The following is a 24,245-nucleotide window of genomic DNA, read 5'->3' on the forward strand; positions in this document are numbered from 1 at the left end:
TGCCCCTGTTGTAGTGGAAATATTCAAGCGGTTTCTAATGAAATCAAGCACTTGCCGCACTTCGTGTCGAACTCGGGAGGCCTCAGCATTCTTGACACGACAGAAGATGGCTGCAGCCGGATCAAGCTGCGGGCTCATGATCAGACCGCCTGGCTCACGAAGTTGGAGATGGCAGAGCTGTTTGATGCCAGCAAGCAGAACGTCTCGCTGCACCTGAAGAACATCTTCGAAGATGGAGAACTGGACGCGGATTCAGTGGTCAAGGAATCCTTGACAACTGCTGCCGACGGCAAGCGCTACCCGACACTGCTCTACAAGCTCGACGCCATCCTGGCCGTCGGCTACCGCGTGCGATTGCCGCGTGGGGTGCAGTTTCGCCGGTGGGCTTCAACCGTTCTGAACGAGTACCTGATCAAGGGCTTTGTGATGGACGATGACCGGCAGAAGAACCCGGATGAGCTTTACCTTCGGTTCGACCAAGATCGTAAAAGGCAGGAGGCCATCGCCGCAGATCAGCAGGACAAGGTGGGTCTGAAGGCCTTGGAGAGCACCCTGAAAAGGCGGGGGAGGCCATGATTCGGTTTAAGTCTGGTGGCGAGCATTGGCTGCTTGAGGTTGGGTGCTGCTGTTCACCTCAACAAGGCCAATGACTGCTGCCACCCAAAGCAGTCATTGCATTGAACCTTCTTTGCAAGTTCGTTTTGCTCCGTGGTATGGCCGCAATTAGGGTTTTGGTTAGCTCGCCTCAACCCTAATTTGTGTAACGACGCCTTAATCAGCCTCGCCAGTTGTCCGCACGCTTTTTAAAGTCGATTTCTTTCCACTCCGATTTCCAGAGCGTGAGATATTTCACATCACTGGACGAGGGTTCGGGATCACATTTTTCTACATAAACGACGCATGGCATGATGACTGCGTCCCCGATCAGAAGCGCTTCCCCTTGCTCCAACGCAGGCATGCCTTCAGTCAAATTACCAAGCGTATCCGGCAGTAGTCGGCGGACATAGCTTTGATCATCAGGATTTGTAAGACGCATTGCCAGGAAATTGGAGCATTGGGAAAAAATTGTTTCTGAAATTTCAGACGGTCGCTGGCTCGAAATTAGTAGGCTGATGCCGTATTTTCGCCCTTCTTTAGCTATGCGTTCGATAGCAGCCAGTGATGCCTTGTAGCGGGCAAGACCGCTCTTCGGCGCATATTTGTGCGCTTCCTCATAGACCATCAGGAACGGCTGTTCGGTTTTGCTTTCAACGCGCCGGGCATAGTAGCAAAAATCGAACATTAGACGGGAGATGAGTGAGACCGTGATGCTGAGTAGTTCAAAAGGGATGCCGCTGAGGTCGATGATGGTGACATTCGATTTACTTTCCACATTGTAGCCAGTGAACTGTCTAAGCACATCCTCCAAAGAGGCCTTCTTAGCCTTTTCACCGAAAATAAATCCAAGCCGAGTGTTCGCGATTTTCGATCTGACCCGTCGTTCGAACTTGTCGATGGTGCCGTCAGCATACGGCCCTTTATTGATCTCACTACGTTTTGTCGGAGCGAATTCGCGCAATTCCTTGCAGTAGTGTTCGATCTGGGCATCGACATCAGGAAAAGTGATTTCCGTGTTGTCTTTGAATTTGATCAGCAAAGAGTTATCGGCGTTCTTTGTCTCTCTGGTGAGATTTCTGAACGCATTCGCAACATGATTTATCTCGTAGGGAAAGGGGCTGTCAAAATTGACTTTCTCTGCATCGGGATTACTAATCTTTTTTGCGATAGTGACAACCTGCCGCAGTAGTGCCTCCTGATTGTAATTATTATTGTCCCCGGACTCCAGAAACATGTCCTCCATCTCGTCTTCGTTTAGTAGCCAGTATGGTAGGATGAGATCATCGACGGTAATGACATTTGCATCCGGAAACGCTGCGGCATATTCGGAATGAAGATCGAATATCAAGATGTGGGAATTGTTGAGGCCCTGGTATTCGCCGGTTTTGGCTGATATGGCCTTTTGTAGAACCGATGACACACTCGACGATTTTCCAGATCCCGAAGCACCGACAACGGCAATATGTTTGTTGAAGAACCTGTCGCCATGAACGGGCACGACGATATCACGTTGCCGAGTCAGTGAAGAAAAGCAAAAGCGGTCTTCAGTCGCATAGCAGTCTGCATAAATGGCTGCGATTTCGGCTTTCGTGGCCGGGACCACCTTCTTGGGTGGAATGGCTAATTCGTCGCCGCCCCGATTGAAATTTCCGTCTTTAAGGGTTCCGAGAGGATAGGCATCTATCATATAGACGCGCTTGTAGTCGGCGCTTCCGTTGCCTTTAACCTCTTTCATCTCGATTGAAAAACTTTCGATGATGCAGATGAGGGAGACGTTCTCATTGTCGGAAACTTTGAGAAAGGACCCAACGCGAAGAGATTCACCAGCCGTCTGGAAGTTCAACAGATCATCAACGGCCACTCGAACCTTGTTGGGGTAAACGGCGACAACTTCCGCATTGGCGATTTCCTTAGTCATTGTAAGTCCTTAGATAATATTCTTGATTATGGAGATGTTGCTGACAGGGATCGAATACATCCGACTCTTTGGGTGCGATATGGCCATGGTCGCAGGACGTTCAAAGAAGAAGTCGTAGATATGACACAACTTACGTCCCATCTCATCGAGGACCTCCCGCAACTGGATTTCGTCGTCTATAAAACGAATTTCGATCTGGTGCTCTTGGGTTTGTGGGCTATGGACGTGATTGATGCGGAATGGCGAGCCGCGATATGGGAAGCCGTCTACGAAAACTGTTCCAGTATCGAAAAGCTCGTTCTTCACTTGTGTGGTAAGTTTTTCATCCGCACCTCGTAGCAGGATGAATGGTGCATAGCGGTCGGAGTTCGGGATGCGGCGTGTCTTAGCCGAACTCCAGTTGTTGCTGATTGCTCTGAGTTGGTCACAGATAACCGAATGGTCTGTAGCTGCATCGCATTCAATGATGAATGCGCGGACGATTCCTGCGCCATTCGTGGGCGAGAAATACAGGCGTTTCATATGCTTGGCATAATCCGTTTCTTCCTTTTCTCGGAGAAGCCATCGATTATGGACAACTTGAGTGCCCTTGAGCACTTCCTGCAGATTGCCACGGGTGGTTTTGCGATCGTTGTGATCTTTTTTTGTGGCTAGTGTTGCAATATAATCGAGGGCTATTGGATAGTGGAGGCCTTCGGCCTCAAGCTCCGTGACTTTTTGGTTTCGCCTTATTGCCTCGATGACGATTTTGCGATGCGCAGAAAATTCCTCAGAAATTTTTATGCTGAAATTTTTGCAAAACGCCTCAATCAATTTATCAGGCGCTTTCATTCCGTCGAGTAAGGACTTTGTTTCGTATATTTTCTTACCGTCAGCAGCCTGCCCTTGCTTGCGGTATTTCATCAGCGATTTAAAGCGTTCGACGGAGAGTTCGCCAATATCGATATTAACTTCTGAAAAGTGCCCGTATAGCCGGTATTTTCGATTTGCCCGTTGTACCTTGTCGAGCCCATGGAAATGAGCAAAGAGCTTGTACAGGGGCTCACGCAGCACGGAGTCTGTCAGGCTCTGCTCTGCGTAATATTTTACCTGGCCATAAATGACGCCTTCATCGGTGTAGCGATCGAAGTCTTCAATTCCCTCAATGACGACTTCATCCTTCAGTTTCGAATTTAGGATTTCGAGCAAGGTGGCGTCGAGTTGATAAAAATACCCTCTAATCGAGGCTGTTGCTTCGCGTTTCTTGTCTACCTCCAGCATCCTCGCCTCCTAATTAATTTCTTTTGGCATTGTAGGGAAAAAATGAGAAAACTGCGAGTGTGAATCAACCAGCTTTTCCTAGGTAGTGCCATACCTCAGGTAATTCTCCTTATTTGCCGCAAGTGACTGATCATCGCTAAAGAGCAGTCTTCATGTTGTGGAGCTGATCGTCGTCCCCCTCTGCAGAGCTGAATTTCGCTGCTGCTGGCCGCTTCAGGCTGATTGCGACTGGTCATTCGTTTAGGAGTCAACGACTGCTTTGATCGAAGCCGGACTCTGCGTGGATTCGAGACCTAAAGCCGACGTCTCTGCCACCGATATGCAGCGACTAGGTGTGTCACTCGAGCTGATTGGGCGATGCCAGAACTTCGTGATGGTCGGCATTCGCTTCCACCGGGATTACCGCTATCACGACTACGCGGCAGAAAAGCGTGAGGACTGGGCTAGGCTGGGCGAACGAATCGAGTGCCTGCTTGACGACAGCGCTTGCAGCGGTGCTGTCGCTGGCTGGAGTAGTTCAGTACCCGTTCCATACAGCGAGCTTGCGAAGGCCCGCCACACACAGGGCCGGTATTGATGCCAGTGGCGGGAGCTTCAGGGTCGACTCAGGAGCGCCCCTCCCAGTTCCTCGGAGTTTGCCTTCGCCTTGCTGGACGATCCAGCGACAGCTCGATAGCTCGCGAGCGAAGCTTCTGCACCTTTTTCTTGAAGCCGTCATCGGAGAACTTGCCCAATTCCATGAACCAGAGGACGACGTCATACGTCTGCCAGTGCTTCGGAGGATGTTTGTCGACCACGGTTTCAATTAGTTTCAGCGCTTGGGATTTCACCTGCAAGCCTGCGGTGGCCAGCTCTTCGTCTTCGGCCTCATTCTCCTCTCCGGCATCATCTCCGTCCTGAACGACGTTCAGCGCCCGCAGAAGGGTCACAGCCAACTTCCGCAATGCATCGTCGCTTTCGAAATGCGACAGGAACTCCTCGCGATGCGACTCAGGTATCCAACTCTTGTGCTCGTCCAAGGAGTCCAGGGCGTTGGGTGCGAGAGCCGCCATCCGGGCAAGCCAGTCTGACTTCAGGTCTTGGCTCACGGGGAGTCCGAAGAGCACGGTCCAGATGTCCGCCATGAACTCGCCGGACGTGTGTTGTTTGCGCTCGAGCAACAGGCCGGCTAGGCGCTCTGCATGGGCGACGCCCAGAGCACGTGCCACTTCCGCCAGTTCCTCTTCCTCGCCACTCGATGACAGCCATTCCCATGCAACCTCAAACATGCTGTGACCTGGCATGCGTACGATTTTGCGAAGCACCGAGTTCCAAGCTATGTTTCTAGACCCATGGGCGCCAACGGAATAGATGACGGGATGGTCGCCAGTGAAGACATGCACACACGCTTCGAGAAGCGTGACCGGCAGTCCAGAGATGATCTCCTCGGGTGCTGAGGCCAATGTGAGTCCAACTGGCAGAAGCGCCGTCTGGATTTCCGATGGAACGTCATGACGTGTCAACGCTGCTGCTTGCAGCCACATGACATCAAGGTCCGCTGTTTTCAGATGCTGGAGCAGACGCGCGCGTTCGATATCCGTCAGGTCGTCCCAAGCATCAACTAGGTCAGCCACGACCCGCAGCCGACCTGCTGTGCCTGGCACTGCAAGCAGGCGTTCGATCCGTGCTCCTCTTTCGCCGGCCTCGCTCCTTACACCTGAGATGAGGATGTCCGTGACGCCGAGCATGTAGTCGCTCGGGATGCCAGACAAAGCGCACTGATGGACCAATCCTATCCAGTGGTCAATGATTTCCAAAAGGCTCTGACTGGAGATGTTCCCGATGGCGTCATTCATCACGTCGTATAGCCGCACGTCACTGAATGAGGCACCCGGTGGCAATTGGCGGAGAACCCTTGGCATCAAAGCATCAAACAACAGCCAAGGGGTCTCGGGGCCTCCGTACTCTTTGCGAGCAATGACCACCAGGCTGCCGATGAGGACCGCGGCCGAGACCGGCGAGTCAGCCATCACCTGCAGACCACTGACGAGTGTGGCGCGGCGCGCCTCACCGCAGTCTGGCCACGCTTCCAGCACGCCTTGGTATGCAGCTTCGGTGACAGAAGGATGCTGCTCGTTGAAGATGCGCTTCAACAGCAGTTGGTCGCCATCTCGAGGGGAACCTATCCAGAGGCGAGCAACAGGTGCGCGGACCATGGAGATGTCAAAACTAAGAAGTCGAGACGCCATCTGGGGCGTCAGCCGCTCGGGTGACTCCTGAAGGAACATCACGGCTCTTGCCGCATCATGTGCGGAGAGGGCATCGGGCCGCTCGCTGTCCAGGAGGGCCAATGCACATTCGACCTCTGCCAGAGGAACCGATGCTGGGAACGGGTCGACTTCCAGGGTGTCCCCGAAAGTGGCCGACGGGATGCGTGGCTGCCCATCCTCTGTCCACTCGACGTATGAGAGCTTCATGGCGGTCACCCTACGTACCCAGTCAGAAACGTTCGCCTGATCTTTCACTGGCAGCGATTCCAGCCTGCGCGCGAGAAACTCGAAACACAGATCACGTACCGCAGGGAAGATCGAACGCAACCCGCGAACCGCCAGGCCAACGACGCCTTGCCGACCTTCATCTGTGTTCAGATTTCGGTACATCCAGCCGAGATTTGTGGCCGCCGCACGTGATGCGTCAGCATCGAGCGTGAACAGTGCCCGCTCCAAAATTGACATCGCCGACTCCATTGACCGGGTCGTGGCTGCATCCACAAGCGACTCGGCACTGGCCCGATAGAACGGGTGGCTGAAGGTGTAGCGCTTGGATGACTGGCTCACCATCCTTCGAAGCTCAAGGCGATCCAAGTCATCGATCTGTTGAGACGACAAAGTCGGAAGCGGCACGTAACTTGGCGGCGGCGCCGACGGCGTAGTCGAAACCGGGCTAGGCCAAGAGGACATGGTGAACTTGACGCTGGACTCACCGGGGCGGTCTCCCCGCTTGTTGTCTAGCACAAATGCAAGCTCCAACTCGGCGCTTCGCAGGGAAGGTGTCGATGCGATCGCGAGCGCGCTCATCAGAGGTGCGAGTTGCTCCTTGCGTAGTGCGTCGCCCAGAGATCTTGAGTCCTGACGCGCGTGACTAATAACGTCGGCAAGCTGAGCGCCCGCGTCAACACGGTCGTGGTTGGCCGCAAGGTAGACGAGGCAGCCGGGTTCCAAGGCAAGTTGCCCGGCCTTGATGGCCTCTGCAACCAACGTTCCCAGAGCCGGCGGGACGGAATAGTCGGCGGTCAGCGCACTCCAGAGGCCGCCCAGGAAACCGTTGGTTCCAATACCCATCTCCACCCAGGGCAAGTTGCCCGTTCGGATGGCGGAGACTGACTGACATCGTGAGATTTCCAGGAGGCGGTCTTGCGCTTGAGAGACGATGAGCCGCCTGCCGTTGGCAAGTTTGGGGATCAGGGCGCCCAGTAGCATCAGCTCGCGTGCCGCGTTGTCCGCAGCGTGCGCACCTCCAAGTGGGTCGTCGACGAGAGCGGCCCGGTTGCCAGTGACAGGCTCGGTCAGATAGCGTTCTGCTTCTGAAATGTCGTTACAGATTCGAACTCTGTAGCCCTGGCTTTGTAGCGAGTACGCCAGGTTGCGAGCGCAGAAAGTCTTTCCCACGCGAGGGGCGCCAGTGAGGAGGAGCGCAGAGTCGAGCGACAGGCGGTCCAACAAGGCCTGCTCCTCCCCTCTGGAAACGTAGGACGCCGCCACCAGTGGGTCTACCGCCGAGCCCCAGGAGATGACCTTGTCCACCTGTTGCAGTACGTTCACGCCGGTCTTTTTCTCATTCACGACGATGTCTGTAATGCGTCTTGTCGCCTCCTCAACCCGATCTGGAACCACGCGGTGAACAGTTTCAAGGGTGTCTCGAATGCGCCTTAGGACCGTGGGCTCGTCAACCAGTTCAGCGATGAGGACCCTCTGAAGTGCTGCCTTCAGTGAAGCAGCAGGTGTGACCGCAAGCCATGCCCCGATGTTCGCTCGACGTCGTTTGACCAAGTGTGAGTCAGTTGATGACGTGCCGGTCTCGTAGTTGTGCAGGCCCTCACGCATCCCGTCCTCCACGGCGTTTGTCATCCCCCCCTTTGGAACTTGCGTTGTGTGGACCGACAGGGGCACCGCATGGGGGGCGACGGCATCGTTGCAACGGCCGCTGGCAACAAACAACACGGATCTGCTGGAATCGCTCGAAATCCGCTCTAGCAGCGATCCGCTGTCACCGTAGGCCGGATAATGTGCAAGCCAGGCTGCCAATACATCATGCGTGATGGGGGCGGTTGCGCCCTTCACCTGAACTTCCACCGTTTTTGCAACGCCGCTTTCTGTGGTTTGCAGGAGTGCATCTTCGCCGTCCTTGGGCTCGATCTGCAGCGAGGCCCCCGGATTTCCGGACGCAAGCACAGCTAGAAGTACGCATACGTGGTCCTGAAAGCGGTACTTTTGTTGGCCAATAATCTCAATTGACATACCTCTTCGTCGAAACGAAGCCTCCCTCTTTGTTATCTGGTTAGACAGTTCGAGTATCCATCGGAATGCGCTGCCATGGCCATCGGCTCGCCCGATGAAGTCGCGGGTCTAGAAGGCGAAAATTCGGCGGCAGCGCTGCTGGGCCAGGTAATAGACATCGTGATCGCGCTGGCGTCACCGCCTCGGGCTAGTTTGCGCCAGCGATGAATGACTTAGGCATTAATACCATTTGCCTTGGCGATCGACGCACCGAACTCGGCGCGCTGCGCCACTGCCTTAACCGTCGTCATCGTGCTTTATCGTCGAGTATCCGCCCTCTCACTTATCATCGTGGCAACCGGAAACTAGATGCACATGATCCTTACCGCCGCGCTGCCCGCAATATTGATGACTTGGCTGGACGCATACGGAGAACGACCTCACTCTCAGATTCGACGCGTAGGGGTTCGAGGCCCGATGACTATCGTGGCTTAAACCGAGGCAAAGACAAAACAACTGGCGATCCGGCTCGATGGTGGTTAGCCAATGGCAGTGAACTGTGGCGGTGCGGCCGTTAATCCAGTCGGGCCGAACGGCTGGAGACGCTGCAGAGCCGTCTGCCACCGCGCCATGGCGGTTTCAGGCCCACCTGCGCCCTCCGACGTAGGGCGGAATCCGGCCAGGAGCAGTCGGTGGTCCCTGCAAGTTGCATGGCCGCTTGAGGTTGGCCCGAGACATTCGCAGCTGACAGCCACAACGACCGCTGCTTTCAGCATCGGTAATTCGGCACAGTTGCCGACGTGCTAAGGCGGCCGGGCCCGCCGCCGTACTATGCGCTTCGATGGCATCGATGAATCGCGTTGAGTGCTCATTTCCTCAGCGGAAATCTCTCATGACATGCTGTGCATGAACAATTCTGCCGAGCGACAGGGCTTACGCGGAGCGTGCAAACGGGCATAGACTCTTTGATCACCCGAGTTGCATCGCGCAGAACGCACAATAATACTACTCGCTACAGGGAGTCGAACATGCCAGATATACGTGCACACATCGCCAATTGCTTGATCGGCGGGGAGATGATTACCGACTTGGGGAAGGGATCATCTATTCGAGATACGGTGACGTTCACTTGCGAGGGCCGAAAGTTCATTGTGACCCAGCAGAAGGAAGTTATCGAAAAGCCGGTGTCGCATTTCACTGGGCGCTTCTCCATGACAACCCAGATATTGGTGCCGAACGTGGCGAAGTCAGCGGTGCCCAAGGTTCTAGTGGCCATCGACCGCATCTGCTGGTTGCTCTCGTTCGCCTGCCAATCTAAGGTGGTGTGCTATGGGCATGACTACCCGGCTGAAGCGCTTGGCGCGCGGAAATCGGTGGTTGGCACTACGCGATTCTTTCGTCCGGTTTTTGAGATTCGAGACGGGGCGGTCATCCGAGACTTCATTGATCAGACATATCCGGCTTACACCCAACTTGAGAGGTCGCGCTTGCTGAACGTGGCCATCGACTACTTGCTTCAGGCCGAACGGGATGCATTGCCCACCGAATGCCGACTGATCTTCGCCTTCGTACTACTGGAGAACCTAAAGCACACGTACGCAGTGAGCGAGGGCATTCCGTTCGTCAAAGGTTTCTTCAGAATGGGGCCGAGCCAAAAAGACGCAACGATATCATTCAAGGTCATGCTTACTCGGATGTTCAAAGCTGTTGGGATGACACCAGCACTCGATGACATCGTATCCGTGCGGAACTCCATCGTGCACTCCGGCGTGTCTGACTTGACCCATCACGCCAACTGGAAGGCGTATGAGCAAATCCAGGACTTGGTCCGGGAGTACCTGCTCCGGCTTCTAGGCTTCAAGGGTTCGTACGCCCGGTACTCGGAGGTGAACGGCGCACCTGCCGTCATCGCGTGATACCGAGGTTTCAGCCGGTGAATCGGACCTGCGGGGCCGATAAGGACGCATGCCACCGCAGTTTGGGTTTGAAGTCTCCCGGAACCCTGTTCCCAGCCTTTCAAACGCTCCTGGTGCACCAACGAGGTGGTCAGGACCACCAGACGGTCGCCAGGCCCCCCTTTATAAACGAGCGTGGCGTAGTCCTTGTGCGAGGTCCTTTCTACCGCGGTGAGTGTCGGCTTGCTGGTCTGCACCGGTCTCCGGCATGCGAGCGGCGGACGGCAGCACCCGCTGCATCGCAGTTCATCGGCGACTTGAAACTGCGCAACACCGGCATCTTCGATACCGGTACCTCCCGCGCCCACTCGACGCTCCCCTCCCACCCCCTTCCCTGGCTATACTGCCCTCGTCACGCCCGTAACGCGCGACGAGGTTTGACAGCCTCTTGAACCACTGCGACGAAAGCCGCAGTCGACACCGCACAGTGCTTGCGGCTTTTTCGTTCGTGCCTCCTTTTTTGGCGGCTCGGATGGGAGGGCTCGCGCCCTGCCGGTTCGCGCAAGTGGTTCCCGGTCTGTCAACCTGTTCGAGCCGCCGCCCCCTCTGTATGGATTGCCGGGCGTGCTGCTTTTGTGGTTCTGCGAACACAAGGGAGGCAGACGATGAACAAGCCCAAGGCACATTCGAAACCCAAGACCAAGCCTATGTCCGGGCATGCGAGCCAGGGTGTGCCGGCTCGGGTAGAGGAGGGGCGTGCCATGCCCCACATCCTCGCCATTGCCGACGCCCTCTACCCCGTGCGCGAAGCCGTGCAGGCCTATGCCGCGTTGGCGCATTTGTTGATGAACCAGCCCCATGACCACAACGACACGCCCGAGGCGGCTGAGCTGGGGCGTTTGCTGGGCTTGATGAATGAGGGCCTGGCGCAGCGGGTATCGCTGGCCTGTACGCAGGCCGAGGCGGCTCAGGGGGCCTTGGGCTGACTCAGTGCCCCCCTTGGGCGGGGGCCTCAGGCCGCGTCTGGTCGGCCCAGCATCAGGTCCAGGTTCTGCACGGCGGCACCGGATGCGCCTTTGCCCAGGTTGTCGAACACGGCGGCCAGCAGCACCTGGTCGGGGGCACCTTGGCCCAGCACGGCCAGGCGCAGTTGGTTGCTGCCGTTGAGGGCTTCGGGGTCCAGGGTCTGCAGGGCCTGGGCTTGGTCCGGGCTCAGCAGCTCGATGTGGCGGTGGTCGGCGTAGTGGCGGGCCAGGGCCTGGTGCAGGCTGGCGGCGTTGGTGCCGGGGGCCAGTTGGCGCAGGTGCAGGGCGACGGTCAGCACGATGCCTTGTCTGAAGGCGCCGTAGGCCGGCACAAAGGCGGGGCGGGTGCTCAGGCCGGCGTGCTGCTGGATCTCGGGGGTGTGCTTGTGCTGCAGGCCCAGGCCATACACCTGCAGGGCAGGGGGGCGCTGGCCTTCGGTGGCGGCTTCAAAGGCCTGCACCTGGGCGCGCCCGCCGCCCGAGTAGCCCGAGATGGCGTGGATGTTCAATGGGGTGTCGGCCGGCAGCACGCCGGCTTGCACCAGGGGGCGCAGCAGGCCGATGGCGCCGGTGGGGTAGCAGCCCGGATTGCTCACGCGCCGGGCCTGGGCGATGCGCTGGGCCTGGCCCGGGGCCATCTCGGCAAAGCCGTAGACCCATTGCGGGTCGGTGCGGTGGGCCGAGCTGGCGTCGATCACGCGCACGGCGGGGTTGCGGATGGTGGCGGCGGCTTCGCGGGCCGCGGCGTCGGGCAGGCAAAGGATGGCGATGTCGCAGGCGTTGATGGCCGCTGCGCGGCGTGCCGGGTCTTTGCGCTCGGCCTCGGGCAGGGTCAGCAGGCGCAGGTCGGTGCGGCCGCGCAGCCGCTCATGGATCTGCAGGCCGGTGGTGCCTTGGTCGCCGTCGATGAAAACAAAGGGGTGCATGACGTTTCTCCTGGGGGGGTGGCCCGCATCTTCCAGCCCTGACTAAAATAAGAAAAGTTGAATTTCATGAAGAGTTTGTTTGTGATTTCTGAATGTCATGCGTGAACTGAGCCTGGACCGCCTGCGCACCCTGGTCGCCATCGTCGACCTGGGCTCGTTCGCCGCTGCGGCCCGTTCGCTGAACCTGGCGCCGCCCACGGTCAGCTTGCATGTGGCCGAGCTCGAAGAGCGCATTGGTTCGCCACTGCTGCTGCGTCAGCGTGGCCAGGTGCAGCCCTCGGGCATTGGCGACACCTTGGTGGCGCGGGCCCGCCGCTTGTTGCCTGATGTCGATCAAACCCTGGACGAGCTGCGCGGGCAGGTTGAGGGGCGCACCGGGCGCGTGCGCCTGGGGGCCTCCACCGGGGCGATTGCCCACTTGCTGCCACAGGCCCTGGAGCAACTGGGCCGCGAGCACCCGGGCATCGATGTGCAGGTGGCGGTGCTGACCTCGCAAGAGACCCTGTCCAGCCTGGCCGCCGGCCGGCTGGACATCGGCCTGGTGGCCCTGCCGCAGCCCGTGACGGAAGGTCTGCAGGTGCAGCCCTGGCGGCGCGATCCGGTGATGGCCTTTGTGCCGGCGGCCTGGGGCAAGACCCCGGCCCGCATCACGCCGGCCTGGCTGGCCGAACGCCCTTTGATCCTCAACGACGCCAGCACCCGCCTGTCACGCCTCACCTCGGAGTGGTTTGCCAGTGCCGGGCTGCGCCCCACGGCCCGCATTGAGCTGAATTACAACGACGCCATCAAAAGCCTGGTGGCGGCCGGCTATGGCGCCACGCTGTTGCCGCATGAATCGACGGCCCCGCCGCCCGACCCTCGCATCCGCATGCTGCCGGTGCGCCCGGCCTTGTGGCGCCCGCTGGGGCTGGCCTATCGCAGCGCGGCGCTGGAGCCGGCCACCGAGGTGGTGCTGACGGTGTTGCGCGGGTTCAGGCAGGGCTGAGAGCGCTGGCATCGGATCACGATGTGCCCCCGGCCGCCAGCACCGATCGGTTCCGCCCGCCTTGCTTGGCCTGGTACAGCTCTTTGTCGGCGCGTTGCAGCAAGGCATCGAACGAGCTGTCTTCGGGGCTCAGCGAGGCGATGCCGATGCTCACGGTGAAGCGCACCGCGCTGCCATCATCGGCGCGGACGGTGCCCGAGGCCTCGGCCCTGGCGCGCAGGCGCTCGGCGATGAGTTGGGCGCCCGAGGCGTCGGTTTCAGGCAGCATGAGTGCAAACTCGTCACCGCCCAGGCGCCCGCACAGGTCATGGCCCCGGATCACCGCGCTTGTCAGGTGGGCCAGCTCCTGGATGACGCGGTCGCCGGTGGGGTGCCCCCAGCGGTCGTTGATGGTCTTGAATCGGTCGATGTCCAGCATCAACACCGACAGCGGATGGTGGTAACGCCGGGCCCGGTTGAATTCGCGATCGGCAATCGCCACAAAGTGGCGGCGGTTGGCGATGTCGGTCAGGGTGTCGGTGTTGGCGAGCTTGCGCATCTCTTCGCGCTGGCGCCGGGTAGCACGTTGAACGCGCAGCGCCAACAGGGCCATGCCCGACAGCAGGAGGTAGCCCCCGGCAAACTGCAAGGCGCGGTGCAGCCAGCCCGACAGCACACGCGATCGGTCAAACCCGACGATGACAATGAATGGAAACTGTTCCAGCCGGCTCATGCCGAAGATCCGCTCCCGCCCATCGATGGGCGACTGGGCCGTGAAGGTGGCACTGCCATGGACCTCGGAAAACGGCGGCTCGCTCGGTGGGGGCGCGGTGTGTTGGCCGATCGCTTCGGGCAGGGGCGGGTTGCGCGCCAGCAGCGTGCCATCAGAGTCGACCAGGGCCAGCACATCGCCTGGCTCGACTTCGATGGCGGCAATCCACTGTTGAGCGTGCTCCAGGTCCACCACCACCATGGCTCCACCCAGCAAAACGCCGTCTGGCGAGCCCAGTGTGCGTGACATGAGAACCACCGAACGGGCCGAGACCGAGCGGTCAGGCGGCATGTACTGGATGTGCAGGCTTTGGCCGGGCTCGACGTGGGCATCGGAGCAGAAGCGCTGGCGGCTTTTGGTGCCGCGCGTCGGAGAACGGGCGCTGGCGGCGAAGATGCAGTTGCCATTGAACAGCACCAGGTCGGTCAGGCCGGCCACGGTGTCCACCTTTTCTTTGAGCAGGGCCTCCAGGCGTGCAGAGACCTGGCCGTCGGGCTGCGGGTAGGCCAGGTCCTGGCCCACATCGACCCTGCCCAGGACATCCCTCAGCACGTAATCGGCGGCCAGAAAGGTGTCGCCGAACGATCGGTTCATCAACTGACTTTTGTTGATGGCCAGCCACGATCGCTCGGCGGTGATGCGATCGCGCTCCTGCATGAAGTCGATCACGAGCCAGCCGCCAATGACCAGCAACAGCAGCAACAGCACGCCGTAGCTGTCACTGCGGGCGAGGGACAGGCGTGCCCGGAGGGCCGACACGACATCAGCCCTCATGGTCATCGATGAAAAGGTGCACGCAGAAAGTCAGCACAAGGGCCTCGGGTGCGCCCGAATCCAGGTTGCAGTAGGACGCCGCGGCCCGCCAGCGCGGCAGGCGGCAGGCGGCAGGCGAGGTTTTGTCACGTTTAATTACAAATCCAGATCCTACCCGAAGGGCGGGGCGCAGCATTGCGGCGCCCGGTGCCGTCCGGCGGGTGCCACGAGGGTCAGATGCTTGACCGCGGAGAGGTGCCCTGACTTTGGGGCCTGGCGCAGGCTGGATTGGAGTGTTCTTAATTCAGACATGTGTCTGAAATTAAGACAATTGAGATGTCTAAAATTCAGTCATTTATTTGAAATTTGGAAGAAAATCGATAAAAATCAATTACTTACAAACAGGCACGGCTTGTGCAATGATGGTGCTCGACAGCCAACACAACAGGAGACATCCATGCACCGTCGTGCTCTCATCGGCCTGCCCGCGCTCGCCGCACTGGTTTGCAGCGCCTTCAGCGCCGCCCCGGCGTTCAGCCAATCGGGCGATATCCGCATCGCCCACGTCTACAGCAAGACCGGCCCCCTGGAGGCCTACGGCAAGCAGACCCAGACCGGCTTCATGATGGGCCTGGAGTACGCCACCGGTGGCACCATGGCGGTCAATGGCCGCAAGCTGGTGGTGCTCGAAAAAGACGATCAGGGCAAGCCTGATCTGGGCAAATCGCTGCTGGCGTCGGCGTATTCCGACGACAAGGCCGACCTGGCCGTGGGCCCTACCTCGTCGGGTGTGGCGCTGGCCTTGCTGCCGGTGGCCGAAGAGTACAAGAAGGTGCTGATCGTCGAGCCCGCCGTGGCCGACAGCATCACCGGCGACAAGTGGAACAAATACATCTTCCGCACCGGCCGCAACAGCTCGCAGGATGCGATCTCGAATGCGGTCGCGCTCGACAAGCCCGGCGTCACCATCGCCACCCTGGCCCAGGATTACGCCTTCGGCCGTGACGGCGTGAAAGCCTTCAAGGACGCCCTCAAGACCGCCAAGCTGGTGCACGAGGAGTACCTGCCCACCAGCACCACCGACTTCACCGCCGGGGCCCAGCGCCTGATCGACAAGCTCAAGGACCAGCCGGGCCGCAAGGTGATCTTCATCATCTGGGCCGGGGCCGGCAACCCGTTCAAGATCGCCGATCTCGACCTGAAGCGCTACAACATCGAGATCGCCACCGGCGGCAACATCCTGCCCGCCATGGCCTCGTACAAGAACTTCCCCGGCATGGAAGGCGCCACGTACTACTACTTCGGCATCCCGAAGAACCCGGTCAACGAAGCCCTGGTGTCGCAGCACTACAAGCAGTTCAAGGCCCCGCCGGACTTCTTCACGGCTGGTGGTTTCAGCGCGGCCATGGCCGTGGTGACGGCGCTCAAGAGCACGAACGGCGAGACGGCCACCAACAAGCTGATCAAGGCCATGGAAGGCATGAGCTTTGACACCCCCAAGGGCAAGATGACCTTCCGCAAGGAAGACCACCAGGCCCTGCAGAGCATGTACCACTTCAAGATCAAGGTGGACCCGGCCTTTGCCTGGGGCGTGCCCGAGCTGGTGCGCGAGATCAAGCCCGAAGAGATGAACGTCCCGATCCGCAACAAGCGCTGATCGTCCACGGTGCCGCCGCTGCGCGGCACCTGCCTTTCCATCACGCTCCCGCAACGCTGCCTCGGCCCCCGGGGCGGGTTCAGGAACCCACCATGCTGCAAACCCAAGATCTCACGGTCCGCTTTGGCGGGCACGTGGCGGTGAATGCTGTCTCGTGCAGTTTTGCACCCGGCACGCTGACCGCCATCGTTGGCCCCAATGGCGCCGGCAAGACCACTTTCTTCAACCTCGTGTCGGGGCAGATCGCCGCCAGCAGTGGCTCGGTGCACCTCAACGGGGTGGACCTGAGCCACGCGCCGGTGTCGGTGCGCACCCGGGCCGGCCTGGGGCGGGCCTTTCAGTTGACCAATCTGTTCCCCAACCTCACGGTGCTGGAGAACGTACGGCTGGCGGTGCAGGCCACGCGCAGCGGGGCCCACCGGCATGGCCTGAACCTGTGGAGCATCTGGAGCGATCACCGCGCCCTGACCGAACGTGCCCACCAGATCCTGCAGGACGTGGCCATGGTGCACCAGCAGGAGGTGCTGGTGTCCAGCCTGCCGCACGGCGATCAGCGCAAGCTCGAAGTGGCCCTGCTGATGGCGCTGGAGCCGCAGGTGTTCATGTTTGACGAGCCCACCGCCGGCATGAGCCATGACGAGGCCCCGGTGATCCTGAACCTGATCCGGGCCCTCAAAAAAGACAAGAGCAAGACCATTTTGCTGGTCGAGCACAAGATGGATGTGGTGCGCGAGCTGGCCGACCGCATCATCGTGCTGCACAACGGCACCCTGGTGGCCGACGGCGACCCGGCCACGGTGATCGCCCTGCCGGTGGTGCAAGAGGCCTACCTGGGCGTGGCGAAGGAGGCAGCATGAGTCAGAACACCCATCTGCTCGAACTCAAAGGCGTGCACACCCACATCGGGGCCTATCACATCCTGCACGGGGTGGACCTGGCCGTGCCCCGCGGGCAACTGACCATGTTGCTGGGGCGCAATGGCGCGGGCAAGACCACCACGCTGCGCACCATCATGGGCCTGTGGCAGGCCTCGCAAGGCAGCCTGCACTTTGATGGGCGCGACATCAGCAAGATGCACACGCCGCACATTGCCGGCCTGGACATCGCCTACGTGCCTGAGAACATGGGCATCTTCTCCGACCTCAGCGTGAAAGAGAACATGCTGCTGGCCGCCCGCAAGGCCAGCCGCGTGGCCCAGATCGACGAGCAGCGCCTGCAGTGGATCTTCGGCCTGTTTCCGGCGGTGCAGAAGTTCTGGAACCACCCGGCCGGCAAGCTGTCGGGCGGGCAAAAACAGATGCTGGCGGTGTCGCGTGCCATCGTCGAGCCGCGCAAGCTGCTGATCATCGACGAGCCCAGCAAGGGCCTGGCGCCCGTGATGATCAACAACATGATCGACGCCTTTGCCCAGCTCAAGGCCAGCGGCGTCACGATCTTGCTGGTCGAACAGAACATCAACTTCGCCAAACGCCTGGGTGACACCGTGGCCGTGATGGACGACGGCCGCGTGGTGCACGCCGGCAGCATGGCCGAGTTGGCCGAAGACGAAGCATTGCAGCGCTCGCTGCTGGGGTTGGCGCTATGAACTTCGATTTCAACTTCAAAGACCTGGACTGGAAGCCGCTGGCCCTGGTGCCGCTGCTGGCCTTGCTGGCCCTGCCCCTGGTGGGCTCAGGCTCGACCTGGCTGACGCTGACCGTGGCCGGCCTGGCCATGGGCATGATCGTGTTCATCATTGCCTCGGGCCTGACCCTGGTGTTCGGCTTGATGGATGTGCTGAACTTCGGCCACGGTGTGTTCATTGCCCTGGGGGCCTTTGTGGCCACCAGTGTGCTGGGCAGCATGACCGACTGGACCCAGTCAGCCGAGTTGTGGCGCAACCTGGTGGCGGTGTTCCCGGCCATGCTGGTGGCCATGGCGGTGGCGGGCGCCCTGGGCCTGGCGTTTGAGCGCTTCATCGTGCGCCCGGTGTACGGCCAGCACCTGAAGCAGATCCTGATCACCATGGGCGGCATGATCATCGGCGAAGAGATCATCAAGGTGATCTGGGGCCCGCAGCAGATCCCGCTGCCCCTGCCTGAGGGCATGCGCGGCGCCTGGCTGTGGGGCGATGCCGCCATCGAGCGCTACCGCGTGGTGGCGGTGGGGGTGGGCCTGCTGGTGTTCGGTGTGCTGGCCTACACCTTGAACCGCACCAAGATCGGCCTGCTGATCCGCGCAGGCGTGCAAGACCGCGAGATGGTCGAGTCGCTGGGCTATCGCATCCGGCGCCTGTTTGTGGGCGTGTTCGTGGTGGGCAGTGCCCTGGCTGGCCTGGGCGGCGTGATGTGGGGCCTGTACCAGCAAAACGTGGTGCCCCAGATGGGCGCCCAGGTGAATGTGCTGATTTTCATCGTGATCATCATCGGCGGCCTGGGCTCGACCGGGGGCGCGTTGATCGGGGCCCTGCTGGTGGGGCTGATGGCCAACTACACCGGCTTTTTGCTGCCCAAGCTGGCCCTGTTCTCCAACATCGCCCTGATGGTGGCGGTGCTGCTGTGGCGCCCGCAGGGCGTGTACCCAGTGACCAACCGCTGACGAGGCCCCCATGCACATGCTGAAACGATTGATTTCCAACGACCTGCCGCGCAGCCGCGTGCTGGCCGTGCTGCTGATCGGGCTGCTGTTGGCCCTGGCTTTCACGCCTTTTCTGTTCCCCGGCGTCAAGGCGCTCAACGTGGCCGCCAAGGTGCTGGTGTTCGTGGTGCTGGTGGCCAGCTTTGATTTGCTGCTGGGCTACACCGGCATCGTGAGCTTTGCCCACACCATGTTCTTTGGCATCGGGGCCTACGGCATCGCCGTCGCCACCACCCGCCTGGGCCCCACCTGGGAGGCCCTGGCCGTGGGGCTGGGGGCCTCGCTGCTGCTGTCTCTGCTGCTGGCGCTGGCGGTGGGCCTGTTCTCGCTGCGCGTGCGGGCGATCTTCTTTGCCATGATCACCCTGGCCGTGGCCTCGGCCTTCCAGACCCTGGCTTCGCAACTGTCCGAGCTGACCGGGGGCGAGGACGGCCTGACCTTCAAGGTGCCCGAGATGCTGTCGCCCAGCTTCGAGTGGGCCGACGAGCCCTTCATGGGCGTGTCGCTCGACGGGCGCCTGATCTGCTACTACCTGCTGTTCGTGCTGGCCGTGGTGCTGCTGCTGGCCCTGCTGCGCATCGTCAATTCACCCTTCGGCCGGGTGTTGCAGGCCATCCGCGAGAACGAGTTCCGGGCCGAGTCCATCGGCTACCGGGTGGTGGTGTACCGCACCGTGTCGAGCATCCTGTCGGCCTTGTTCGCCTGTGTGGCCGGGGCCATGCTGGCGCTCTGGCTGCGCTACAACGGGCCCGACACCTCGCTGTCGTTCGAGCTGATGCTCGATGTGCTGCTGATCGTGGTGATCGGTGGCATGGGCACGGTCTATGGCGCGGCCATCGGCTCGGCCCTGTTCCTGGTGGCGCAAAGCTACCTGCAGGATCTGCTGCGCCTGGGCAGCGAGGCCACGGCCAGCCTGCCCTGGCTGTCTTCGCTGTTGTCGCCCGACCGCTGGCTGCTGTGGCTCGGGGTGTTGTTCGTGCTGTCGGTTTATTACTTCCCGACCGGGGTGGTGGGGCGGCTGCGCGCGCCCGCCCGAGGCCAGAAGGCGCCGCACTGAGCTTGCACTGAGGCCGCGCTTTGGGAGGTCGATGTGAGTTCGGGGTGCTGCCAGATCTGGGCAGGCCCGGGGCAAGTGTGTTCGTCAACCATTGAAAACAAGAGGAGACAAGGCATGCGATTCATCTGGACACCCGTGGGTGCGGCCGTGGCCGCCAGCATCGGGCTTGGCGGCTGCATGGGCGATGGCAGCGAGTTCAACATCCGACCCAGCTATGTGGGCACCGTCAGCAGCGCCGAGTACGACGGCGTCAGCAATGACCTGCTGACCGCCGGTCTGGGCAAGAGCGGCTTGCAAAGTGCCGTGGCCCCGGCCTATGCCAACCCCTTGCAGCCCACAGCCACCGAGCTGCGCCGGGCGGCCATCTACAACAGCTACCGGGCCCTGCTCGATACCACCACCGCTGGCGGCTACGGCACTCTGTATGGCCCCAACGTGGATGCCAATGGCAAAGTCACCACCAGCGAAGGCCTGATTGCCGGTGGCGAATACACCACCTTCAGCGATGACGGCACGGGCCAGCAGAACGTGACCCTCGTGGTGCAGGTGCCCAACAGTTTTGACCGCAGCAAGCCCTGCATCATCACCGCCACTTCGTCGGGGTCGCGTGGCGTGTTCGGGGCCATCAGCACGGGGGAGTGGGGGTTGAAAAAAGGCTGTGCGGTGGCCTACACCGACAAGGGCACAGGGGGCGCAGCCCATGACCTGGCCACCGACACCGTGCCCCTGATCGACGGCACGCGCAGCAGCTCGACGGCGGCCGGGCTGGGCGCGCAGTTCCGTGCCCCCTTGTCGGCCACCGAACTGGCCGCCTTCAACACGGCCACCCCCAATCGCCTGGCTTTCAAGCACGCCCATTCGGGGCGCAACGTCGAAAAAGACTGGGGCAAATTCACGCTGCAGGCGGTCGAATTCGCCTTCTACGTGCTCAATGAGCGCCTGGGGGATGACGCCGGCAACGGACACAAGGCCCGTACCTTCCGGGCCAACAACACGCTGGTGATCGCCTCCAGTGCCTCCAATGGCGGCGGCTCGGCGATTGCCGCGGCCGAGCAGGACACGCAGGGTCTGATCGACGGCGTGGCCGTCAGCGAGCCGGCCATCGAGATGCCCAAGAGTGCCAACGTGGTGGTCACCCGTGGCGGACGGGTGCAGGCGACCACGGCCCGCACCCTGATGGACTTCACCAGCTACGCCCACCTGTACTCGGCCTGTGCCGCCCTTGCCCCCGAGCTGGCCGGCACGCCGTTCCAGAGCACCTATGCGCTGCCGGTGGTGTACGGCACCCTGGCGGCCAACCGCTGCAGCGCGCTGAAGACCAAGGGCCTGCTCACGGCCAGCACCACGGCCACCCAGGCCAGCGAGGCCTTGGCCAAGCTGCAGGCCTATGGCTGGGAGCCCGAGGCCGGTAGCCAGATTGCCACCCTGGCAGGCTTCGAAGTGGCCCCGGCCGTGGCCGTCACCTTTGCCAATGCGCTGGCCCGCGCCAGCGTGAAGGACAACCTGTGTGGGTACAGCTTCGCCGCCACCACCGCGGCGGGTGCCGTCACCACCGTGGACGCCACGGCCCTGGCCCAGATGTACGCCACGGGCAACGGTGTGCCGCCGTCGTCGGGGGTGCAACTGCTCAACAACAACGCCCAGGGCGGCCCGGTGCGTGATCTGCTGTCGGTGTCGCCCAGCACCGGCCTGGCCGACATGGGGCTGGACGGCGCCCTGTGCCTGCGCAACCTGGTCACCGGCACGGCTGGCGTGGCGGCGCAATTGAACACCGGCATCGACGAGACACGCCGCAATGGCAACCTGCGCGGCCGCCCCACGGTGATCGTGCATGGTCGCTCCGACCCCTTGCTGCCCGTCAACCACACCTCGCGGCCCTACCTGGCGCTGAACAACACGGTCGAGGGTGCCAACAGCCAGCTGAGCTACCTCGAAGTCACCAATGCACAGCACTTTGACTCGTTCATCGGGCTGCCCACGGTGCTGCCCGGTTACGACACGCGTTTTGTGCCTTTGTCGCTGTACTTGAACCGAGCCCTTGATGCGGTCTACGCCCGCCTGAAGGACGGCACGGCCCTGCCGCCGTCGCAGGTGGTGCGAACCGTGCCGCGTGGCGGTACGCCGGGCGCGGCGCCGGCCCTGACGGCCAACAATGTGCCGGCCCCGGTGACAACGCCTGCCGCGGCCGACCGCATCGTGCTCAGCGGCAACACGGTGAGCATCCCGGACTGAGGCTGCCCACTGATCGATGAAACCTGGCGGGGCCGCGCAGTGGCCCCGCCTGCAACCGGAACGGATATTTTTCATGGCCATGTCCTCCCACTACCTGCGCTGCGCAGGCCGCGAACTTCATTACACCGAGTGGGGCAACCCGCAGGCCCCGGCCGTGATTGCCTGGCACGGCCTGGCGCGCACCGGCCGTGACATGGACGAACTGGCCGAGCACCTCAGCGGGCGCTATCGCGTGATCTGCCCCGACACCCTGGGCCGCGGCCTGAGCCAATGGAGCCCTGACCCGGGCCGTGAGTACACCCTGGCTTTCTATGCCCAACTGGCCCAGGGCCTGCTCGACGGCCTGGGCCTGGATCGTGTGCATTGGGTGGGCACGTCCATGGGCGGCGCCATCGGTACGGTGTGTGCGGGTGGCCAGGTGGTGCCCGCGCTCCGGGGGCGCCTCAAGAGCCTGGTGCTGAACGACAACGCGCCGCAACTGGCGGACGCCGCCATCGCGCGCATCCGGGCCTATGCCGGTGAACCGCCGGCCTTTGATTCGGTGGTGGCCCTGGAGGCCTTTTTCCGCCAGGTCTACAAGCCCTATGGCTGGCTCAGCGACGCGCAATGGCGGCGCCTGACCGAAACCTCGACCCGGCGGCTGCCCGATGGCCGGGTCACGCCGCATTACGACCCGGCCATGGTGCAGCAGTTCACCCTGCACCCCAACGATTACCTGATCTGGGACGACTACGATGCCATCGACATCCCGGTGCTGTGTCTGCGGGGAGCCGAATCAGACCTGGTGCTGCCCGAGACCACCGCCGAGATGCTGCGCCGTGGCCCGGGCCTGCGCGGCCTGACCACGGTGGTCGAGGTGCCGGGCTGTGGCCATGCCCCCGCGCTCAATGTGCCCGATCAGCTGAACCTGGTGAGTGACTTCATCGATCGTGCCGAGGCCGGTTGATGTGGCCTGATGGCCGTTGATGCCGGCTGAGCGGCGCGCTCAAAGCGATTTGGCAAAGAACTGGGCGATGCCTTGCCGCAGGGCATCCCCGCCGTACTCCCGGTAGTCCAGGTGGTCGGCACCGGGGATGCGCCACAGGGCCTTGGGTTGGCCCGCGCGCTCGAACAAGGCCTGCTCCACGGCGATGGGGGTGTCGTGGTCACCTTCGGCCGCCACCAGGCGCAGTGGCCTCGGGGCGATCTGGTGGATCACCCGGGCGGGCTGAACCCGGTCGGGGTCGATGCCGGCCCACCAGAAATCCAGCCACAACAACCAGGTGCTCAGCGCCGAGCCGCTCTTGTAACTCAATTCGTCGTCCAGCGAGGACCACATGTTGTGCAGCACCACGGCCTTGATGCGCGGATCACTGGCCGCCACCATGCACACCGTGCTGGCACCGATGGAAAAGCCCTCGGCCCCCAGGCGCCGGGGATCGGCATCGGGGCGGGCGCTGACCCAGTTCAGTGCGGCGGTCAGGTCTTCCTGTTCCAGATCGCCCCAGGTCTGGGTGTCGCCTTCGCTGTTGCCGCTGGCGCGCGAGTCGTACAGCAGCACGCCGATGCCACGCTCGGCCAAGGCCTGCGCCTGGGCCAGAAACCACAGGCGGTTGCCCTGGCCGCCATGCACAAAGATCACCACCGCCCCGGTGCGCGAGGGCTTGTACCAGCCCTGCAGCAGCAGGCCGTCGGCGGTGGCAAAGGTGACAGGCTGCACCCCACCGTGCAGGGCCTGCTGGGCCAGGGCCAGGTCGGCCGCCAGAACCGGTGTGCGGGGTGGGTGGAGCAGGGCTCGGGCCACCTGGGCGTGGTGGATCAACTTGGCACCCAGGGCCAACGCCAGCAGCAGGGCCAGCAGCCAGGGCGCGAGGGCCCGTGCACGCCTGCGCCAACCGCCCGCCACCGGGGCGTCGGGTGAGGGCTGGGTGTGGGGCGGAGGGGCCGCTTGGGGCCCGCGGGACTTGGACATGCGCGTTCTGGGTCAGGCAGGCCGGACGCGGCACCTGGGCGAGTGGGCCCTTGTCGCCGTGGCTCAGCCTGTGGTCTGAGCCTTGCGTCCTTCCTTCTGCGCCTGATTGTGGGCGGCCTGTGTAACGCGTCTGTGTGCAGCAGGTGT

General features: G+C 61.6%; 17 protein-coding genes. 11 read left to right on the top strand and 6 right to left on the bottom strand.

The window, feature by feature from the left end; all coding sequences use genetic code 11:
- On the top strand, nt 1-576 hold a 576-nt coding region (locus AC3WUT_RS00005), incomplete at its 5' end, for a virulence RhuM family protein (RefSeq protein ID WP_492345024.1).
- Between the two features lie 199 nt (nt 577-775).
- Here the strand turns inward: AC3WUT_RS00005 and herA are convergent.
- From herA to AC3WUT_RS00020, 3 genes are all read right to left on the bottom strand, one after another.
- Nucleotides 776-2,515 (bottom strand): anti-phage-associated helicase HerA, encoded by a 1,740-nt coding sequence (gene herA, locus AC3WUT_RS00010; protein WP_492345025.1) that lies wholly within the window; start codon nt 2,513-2,515, stop codon nt 776-778.
- Nucleotides 2,516-2,524: 9 nt separating this feature from the next.
- Nucleotides 2,525-3,775 carry a DUF4297 family anti-phage-associated protein gene (locus AC3WUT_RS00015; RefSeq protein ID WP_492345026.1) on the bottom strand — a complete coding sequence of 417 codons (1,251 nt, stop codon included), beginning with the start codon at nt 3,773-3,775 and terminating at the stop codon, nt 2,525-2,527.
- A gap of 605 nt (nt 3,776-4,380) precedes the next feature.
- Nucleotides 4,381-8,271, bottom strand: a complete 3,891-nt coding sequence (locus tag AC3WUT_RS00020) for an nSTAND3 domain-containing NTPase (protein WP_492345027.1) — start codon at nt 8,269-8,271, stop codon at nt 4,381-4,383.
- A gap of 1,007 nt (nt 8,272-9,278) precedes the next feature.
- On the opposite strand from AC3WUT_RS00020, the gene AC3WUT_RS00025 reads away from it, so the two are divergent.
- Nucleotides 9,279-10,166, top strand: a complete 888-nt coding sequence (locus tag AC3WUT_RS00025; RefSeq protein ID WP_492345028.1) for a hypothetical protein — start codon at nt 9,279-9,281, stop codon at nt 10,164-10,166.
- Between the two features lie 740 nt (nt 10,167-10,906).
- Nucleotides 10,907-11,131 (top strand): hypothetical protein, encoded by a 225-nt coding sequence (locus AC3WUT_RS00030; protein WP_492345029.1) that lies wholly within the window; start codon nt 10,907-10,909, stop codon nt 11,129-11,131.
- A gap of 26 nt (nt 11,132-11,157) precedes the next feature.
- Here AC3WUT_RS00030 and argC read toward each other — a convergent pair whose 3' ends face one another.
- On the bottom strand, nt 11,158-12,096 hold the full coding sequence (gene argC, locus AC3WUT_RS00035; protein WP_492345030.1) for an N-acetyl-gamma-glutamyl-phosphate reductase: 939 nt from the start codon (nt 12,094-12,096) through the stop codon (nt 11,158-11,160).
- Nucleotides 12,097-12,193: 97 nt separating this feature from the next.
- Between argC and AC3WUT_RS00040 the strand changes: the two genes are divergently transcribed.
- Nucleotides 12,194-13,081, top strand: a complete 888-nt coding sequence (locus AC3WUT_RS00040) for a LysR family transcriptional regulator (protein ID WP_492345031.1) — start codon at nt 12,194-12,196, stop codon at nt 13,079-13,081.
- Between the two features lie 16 nt (nt 13,082-13,097).
- Here the strand turns inward: AC3WUT_RS00040 and AC3WUT_RS00045 are convergent, their stop codons facing one another.
- The gene (locus AC3WUT_RS00045; protein WP_492345032.1) at nt 13,098-14,606 is read right to left on the bottom strand and encodes a sensor domain-containing diguanylate cyclase; all 1,509 of its coding nucleotides are present in this window, start codon (nt 14,604-14,606) and stop codon (nt 13,098-13,100) included.
- A gap of 436 nt (nt 14,607-15,042) precedes the next feature.
- Here AC3WUT_RS00045 and AC3WUT_RS00050 point away from each other — a divergent pair, with 436 nt between their 5' ends.
- From AC3WUT_RS00050 to AC3WUT_RS00080, 7 genes are all read left to right on the top strand, one after another.
- The gene (locus AC3WUT_RS00050; protein ID WP_492345033.1) at nt 15,043-16,242 is read left to right on the top strand and encodes a substrate-binding domain-containing protein; all 1,200 of its coding nucleotides are present in this window, start codon (nt 15,043-15,045) and stop codon (nt 16,240-16,242) included.
- A gap of 92 nt (nt 16,243-16,334) precedes the next feature.
- Nucleotides 16,335-17,099, top strand: a complete 765-nt coding sequence (locus AC3WUT_RS00055) for an ABC transporter ATP-binding protein (protein ID WP_492345034.1) — start codon at nt 16,335-16,337, stop codon at nt 17,097-17,099.
- Entirely contained in the window at nt 17,096-17,827 is a 732-nt protein-coding gene (locus AC3WUT_RS00060) for an ABC transporter ATP-binding protein (protein ID WP_492345035.1), read from the top strand. The genes AC3WUT_RS00055 and AC3WUT_RS00060 overlap by 4 nt, the downstream gene beginning before the upstream one ends.
- On the top strand, nt 17,824-18,819 hold the full coding sequence (locus tag AC3WUT_RS00065; RefSeq protein ID WP_492345036.1) for a branched-chain amino acid ABC transporter permease: 996 nt from the start codon (nt 17,824-17,826) through the stop codon (nt 18,817-18,819). Before AC3WUT_RS00060 ends, AC3WUT_RS00065 begins: the two co-directional genes overlap by 4 nt.
- A 16-nt stretch (nt 18,820-18,835) precedes the next feature.
- Nucleotides 18,836-19,915, top strand: a complete 1,080-nt coding sequence (locus AC3WUT_RS00070; protein WP_492345582.1) for a branched-chain amino acid ABC transporter permease — start codon at nt 18,836-18,838, stop codon at nt 19,913-19,915.
- A gap of 114 nt (nt 19,916-20,029) precedes the next feature.
- Nucleotides 20,030-22,147 carry a D-(-)-3-hydroxybutyrate oligomer hydrolase gene (locus AC3WUT_RS00075; protein ID WP_492345037.1) on the top strand — a complete coding sequence of 706 codons (2,118 nt, stop codon included), beginning with the start codon at nt 20,030-20,032 and terminating at the stop codon, nt 22,145-22,147.
- A gap of 73 nt (nt 22,148-22,220) precedes the next feature.
- Nucleotides 22,221-23,093: an alpha/beta fold hydrolase gene (locus AC3WUT_RS00080; protein WP_492345038.1), complete on the top strand. Its 873-nt coding sequence runs from the start codon at nt 22,221-22,223 to the stop codon at nt 23,091-23,093.
- Nucleotides 23,094-23,132: 39 nt separating this feature from the next.
- Here the strand turns inward: AC3WUT_RS00080 and AC3WUT_RS00085 are convergent, their stop codons facing one another.
- Entirely contained in the window at nt 23,133-24,098 is a 966-nt protein-coding gene (locus tag AC3WUT_RS00085) for an alpha/beta hydrolase (RefSeq protein ID WP_492345039.1), read from the bottom strand.
- Between the last annotated feature and the right edge of the window lie 147 nt (nt 24,099-24,245).

The sequence above is a fragment of the Curvibacter sp. EU05-FHT14A10 genome, assembly GCF_058791075.1.

Bases quoted from the DNA above. Each gene is read 5' to 3' on its own strand.
- herA (WP_492345025.1), bottom strand. From the start codon at position 2,515: ATGACTAAGGAAATCGCCAATGCGGAAGTTGTCGCCGTTTACCCCAAC.
- AC3WUT_RS00015 (WP_492345026.1), bottom strand. From the start codon at position 3,775: ATGCTGGAGGTAGACAAGAAACGCGAAGCAACAGCCTCGATTAGAGGG.
- AC3WUT_RS00020 (WP_492345027.1), bottom strand. From the start codon at position 8,271: ATGTCAATTGAGATTATTGGCCAACAAAAGTACCGCTTTCAGGACCAC.
- AC3WUT_RS00025 (WP_492345028.1), top strand. From the start codon at position 9,279: ATGCCAGATATACGTGCACACATCGCCAATTGCTTGATCGGCGGGGAG.
- AC3WUT_RS00030 (WP_492345029.1), top strand. From the start codon at position 10,907: ATGCCCCACATCCTCGCCATTGCCGACGCCCTCTACCCCGTGCGCGAA.
- argC (WP_492345030.1), bottom strand. From the start codon at position 12,096: ATGCACCCCTTTGTTTTCATCGACGGCGACCAAGGCACCACCGGCCTG.
- AC3WUT_RS00040 (WP_492345031.1), top strand. From the start codon at position 12,194: ATGCGTGAACTGAGCCTGGACCGCCTGCGCACCCTGGTCGCCATCGTC.
- AC3WUT_RS00045 (WP_492345032.1), bottom strand. From the start codon at position 14,606: ATGAGGGCTGATGTCGTGTCGGCCCTCCGGGCACGCCTGTCCCTCGCC.
- AC3WUT_RS00050 (WP_492345033.1), top strand. From the start codon at position 15,043: ATGCACCGTCGTGCTCTCATCGGCCTGCCCGCGCTCGCCGCACTGGTT.
- AC3WUT_RS00055 (WP_492345034.1), top strand. From the start codon at position 16,335: ATGCTGCAAACCCAAGATCTCACGGTCCGCTTTGGCGGGCACGTGGCG.
- AC3WUT_RS00060 (WP_492345035.1), top strand. From the start codon at position 17,096: ATGAGTCAGAACACCCATCTGCTCGAACTCAAAGGCGTGCACACCCAC.
- AC3WUT_RS00065 (WP_492345036.1), top strand. From the start codon at position 17,824: ATGAACTTCGATTTCAACTTCAAAGACCTGGACTGGAAGCCGCTGGCC.
- AC3WUT_RS00070 (WP_492345582.1), top strand. From the start codon at position 18,836: ATGCTGAAACGATTGATTTCCAACGACCTGCCGCGCAGCCGCGTGCTG.
- AC3WUT_RS00075 (WP_492345037.1), top strand. From the start codon at position 20,030: ATGCGATTCATCTGGACACCCGTGGGTGCGGCCGTGGCCGCCAGCATC.
- AC3WUT_RS00080 (WP_492345038.1), top strand. From the start codon at position 22,221: ATGGCCATGTCCTCCCACTACCTGCGCTGCGCAGGCCGCGAACTTCAT.
- AC3WUT_RS00085 (WP_492345039.1), bottom strand. From the start codon at position 24,098: ATGTCCAAGTCCCGCGGGCCCCAAGCGGCCCCTCCGCCCCACACCCAG.